This is a genomic window from Methanocrinis sp., from assembly GCF_049974945.1.
Classification (GTDB): Archaea; Halobacteriota; Methanosarcinia; order Methanotrichales; family Methanotrichaceae; genus Methanocrinis.
Genome location: NZ_JBNGCU010000137.1, coordinates 1 through 3,595, shown reverse-complemented (window position 1 = coordinate 3,595; position 3,595 = coordinate 1). Strand labels below are relative to the sequence as shown.

The 3,595-nt window shown below is 59.8% G+C and carries 3 protein-coding genes and 1 pseudogene; 3 read left to right on the top strand and 1 reads right to left on the bottom strand.

What is annotated here, in order from left to right; genetic code table 11:
• Positions 1-835: pseudogene (locus tag ACP5EL_RS09695) on the bottom strand (CO dehydrogenase/acetyl-CoA synthase complex subunit alpha); the annotation flags it as partial.
• A gap of 280 nt (positions 836-1,115) precedes the next feature.
• Between ACP5EL_RS09695 and cobD the strand changes: the two are divergent.
• The 3 genes from cobD to ACP5EL_RS09680 are packed head-to-tail and all read left to right on the top strand — an operon-like array spanning position 1,116 to position 3,470.
• Complete coding sequence (gene cobD / locus ACP5EL_RS09690) at positions 1,116-2,225, top strand: threonine-phosphate decarboxylase CobD (protein WP_428402307.1); 1,110 nt, start codon at positions 1,116-1,118, stop codon at positions 2,223-2,225.
• The gene (locus ACP5EL_RS09685; protein WP_428402306.1) at positions 2,213-2,455 is read left to right on the top strand and encodes a cysteine-rich small domain-containing protein; all 243 of its coding nucleotides are present in this window, start codon (positions 2,213-2,215) and stop codon (positions 2,453-2,455) included. The genes cobD and ACP5EL_RS09685 overlap by 13 nt, the downstream gene beginning before the upstream one ends.
• Before the next feature lie 52 nt (positions 2,456-2,507).
• The gene (locus ACP5EL_RS09680; RefSeq protein WP_428402305.1) at positions 2,508-3,470 is read left to right on the top strand and encodes a cobalamin biosynthesis protein; all 963 of its coding nucleotides are present in this window, start codon (positions 2,508-2,510) and stop codon (positions 3,468-3,470) included.
• Positions 3,471-3,595: the final 125 nt, after the last annotated feature.

Here is a 3,595-nt window from a genome sequence, read left to right as displayed (position 1 = left end):
CACAGATCCTGGTGTTGTCGATGGCCGTGCAGCAGACGCCGCCGATATCGACTTTATCCCAGAGGTTGTTGTCCTCGGTGTAGAACATCGCCTCTGCGGAGCCAGCCAGGTTGTGGCCGTAGGTGATCAGGATTGCCTTGTTCTTGTCGAGAGTTCCCATCCCACACTCGACGATGGGAGCGTCCTCGTCGCCCCTTGGCATGTCGTAGGCCACGATCTGGATCAGGTCCGAGACCTCTTTGCCCAGGGAGTCGAGCATGCCGGCGTGGAGGGCCTTCGACTCGAAGTCCTTGTAGTTTCCTTCCTGGCCGGTGTGGGTGCAGGCCAGAAGCTGAGATACCTGCTCCTCGACGTAGCTCAGGACGGGGCCGAAGTCCTTCAGGGTCTTGGGCTTGATGCCGGCGATCGTCCTGGTTAGCGGTGCGTCTACCAGGATCTCGTCTCCCATCGTGAAGGGGAGGTCGCCGAACTTGTCCAGGCACCAATGGTAGAGGTGTCGGCCGTGGGCGGCGTGGGCTGTGCAGCCCATGAGGACCGCCAGAAGCACGATCCTCCCCTGCTGGGCTGCCTGGTCTATGCCGCAGGCACCCCTTTTGTCTCCGGTCAGGTCGCAGGGACCGTAGGTACAGAGGGTGCATCGATCACATATGGGAGAGTAGAACACTTTGTACCTGTTTATGATCTTGAAGTCCCAGTCCCGGAGCGTGGCGATGCTCGGATAGGGGAAGGGGCCCATGGGCTGGTCCCACTCCTCCACCTCCTTCACGATCTCGCCTATGTTGATCTGGACATTCTGCATGTCCTCAACGGCAAAGCTGCCTTCCATCTTATCCATGCTTGACCTCCTTCTATACTCTGGTTTGCTCGGTAGTCGCCTGTAGAACATAAAACCCTTTCGGATTACAAACTAGTATAATGTGAATATTATTGTTTAGTTTATTGATTAGAACACATATACATTTAAGTTTGTGAAATCGTGTCGGTGATTTAATGCTAAAAATTAAGGATTATGTTTTGATGTAAGGATATCCATCTGAATTGATAAAAATCCATCCAGGTTGAGATCAATCCGCCAGGTTGAAATGCAAAAAGGCTGGAGAGGGAATCGATCGTCGATGCATATCAGAAAGAGCTTCGCCAGGGCCAAGGCCTGCCACCACGGCGGAAGGATAAGGGCGACGGCCTCGGTCCTGGACCTCGACCAGGAAGAACTCCTGGACTTCAGCGCCAACATAAACCCGCTGGGCCATCCCCCTCTGGAGGACCTGATCCTGCGGGAGATGAAAAGCGTAGGCCACTACCCCGACAACGATTACGTCGAGTTCAGGAGGGCTTGTGCAAAGTTCGTGGGGGTCGATCCAAAGAACGTAGTTCCCGGAAACGGCTCCTCGGAGCTGATGAGGCTCTTCGCAGAGGCCCTGATCGAGGATGGGGACAAAGTCCTGATCACATCGCCGACCTTCGGCGAGTACGAGACCCAGTCCCGCCTCTTCGGGGCGGATATCGTTCACGTCCCAAGGGGCATCAAAACCCCGAAAGATCCAAAGGATTTTCTGGATGATGCCCTCCTGGAGGTGGCGAAGGCGGCCTTCATCTGCAACCCCAATAACCCCACAGGAATCCTCCTCCCCAGATCTGCGATCGCGGATCTGGCCGAAAGGTGCGAGAGGGCGGAGACCTTTCTATTCGTGGACGAGGCCTTCATCGAGCTCTCGGACCCCGACCAGACCGTGGCGGAGATGGCGCCGAGGATGAAGAACCTCTTCGTGATAAGGTCCCTCACCAAGTCCTTCGGGGTTCCGGGGATAAGGCTCGGCTTTGGCGTCGCAGGAGACCGTCTGGCAGACGTGATGAACAAGACCCGCCTTCCCTGGAGCATAAGCTCCCTCGCCTCGGCGGTCGGAGCCCACCTTCTCGCCCAAGAAGACCATCTGGCCAAAAGCAGGCAGGTCATAAAGGTGGAGCTGGCTTGGCTCTCACGAGAGCTGGTGCGGCTCGGCCTTGATCCGGTTGATAGCTCCGTCAACTTCATCCTGGTGGGCGTGGCCCCGGCGGGCCTCCGCTCTTCCGATCTCGTCGAGAGGATGGAGAGGGAGAAGGTCCTCGTGCGTGACTGCAGATCCTTCGGCCTGGAGGAGGATTACGTCAGGGTGGCGGTCAGGAATAGAGAGGAGAATGAGAGGCTGGTTTTGGCCCTGGAGAAGGTGCTGGGATGGAAAGGGTAAGCTGCGATCGCTACCCCTGCCACTTTCCCGACCAGGACTGCACCTTCTGCTTCTGCCCCTTCTACCCCTGCAAGGACGAGAGGACTGGAGGGCGGATGGTGGATGGCGAATGGTCCTGTGAGGGTTGCACAGTGATCCACCTCCCCGAGGTGGCGGAGAGGGTGATGGAGGGGCTGATCCGGGGCGATGGGCTCGAGGAGATCTGGAAAGAGGTGGAGAAGAGGCTATGAACTGCCGGAAGGCGGAGATCACGACGAAAGAAAAAGCGAGGACGAACCAGATATGATCTTCGATGAGACCCCCATCATCGCTGCGATCCCCGAGCCCCTCGCGGTCCTCCTTCTGGCGATCGCCATAGATCTGATCCTGGGCGAGCCCCCCGCCCGGGCCCATCCGGTAGTGATCATGGGGAGGCTGATCGGGGCCCTGAAGAGGCGGGCGAGGCCTTCGAGGATCGAGGGCGTGGGGGTCGCCCTTCTCGTGACCCTCTCGGCGGCGGCGGTGGGCCACCTTCTGATCGCTGCCGCAGATCATATCGATCTCTTCGGAGCCGGCCTCGGCGTCTTCGTCTCGGCCTACCTTCTCAAGTCGACGATCGCCATAAGGTGCCTCCTCGATACCTCGGAGGAGATCGGCGATCTTGTGGAGAACGACCTCGACCAGGCGAAGAAGCTTCTTTCTGCCCTGGTGAGCCGAAACCCCAATGGTCTCACCAGGACCCAGGCGACCTCGGCGGTGATCGAGTCGCTCTCCGAGAACTACGTCGACACCGTGGCGTCGCCCCTCTTCTACTACATCCTATTCTCTCCCGTCGGCCTGGGGGTGGAGGCGGCCCTCGCCTACAAGGCGGCGAACACCCTGGACAGCATGCTCGGCTATCGGACCGAGGAGCTCGAGGACCTGGGATTCGCCTCGGCGAAGATCGACGATCTGGCCAACTGGGCCCCTGCGAGGATCAGCCTTCTCTTCATCGCCGCGGCCCGGCCCTCCAGGGCGAGGAAGGCGATCGAGACCGCCCTGCGGGATCATGCGAGAACGCCGAGCCCCAACTCCGGCTGGCCGATGGCCGCGGCGGCGGGGGCTCTTGGGATCAGGCTGGAGAAGCCCGGGGTCTACGTCGTCGGCGAGGGGGGGGCGGAGCCATCGACCAGAGATCTCGCCCCCGCTCTGCGACTGGTGGGGACGGCGATCGGCCTCACCGCAGCAGCCTCGGCCCTCATCCTCATATCTCCTCTTCTCCTCTAAATTCACATTCAGAGGGCAGCGTCACTGGTTGCAGGTATCCTGGCCGCACTCCTCGCAGCTGATCAGGCCACAGGCCTCATTCTGGCCCTTGATGACGACGAAGCCCCTCCCCCTCTCGTCGTCGA

Excerpts from the sequence above, each read along its gene's own strand:
- cobD (WP_428402307.1), top strand. The coding sequence starts at position 1,116 with ATGCATATCAGAAAGAGCTTCGCCAGGGCCAAGGCCTGCCACCACGGC.
- ACP5EL_RS09685 (WP_428402306.1), top strand. The coding sequence starts at position 2,213 with ATGGAAAGGGTAAGCTGCGATCGCTACCCCTGCCACTTTCCCGACCAG.
- ACP5EL_RS09680 (WP_428402305.1), top strand. The coding sequence starts at position 2,508 with ATGATCTTCGATGAGACCCCCATCATCGCTGCGATCCCCGAGCCCCTC.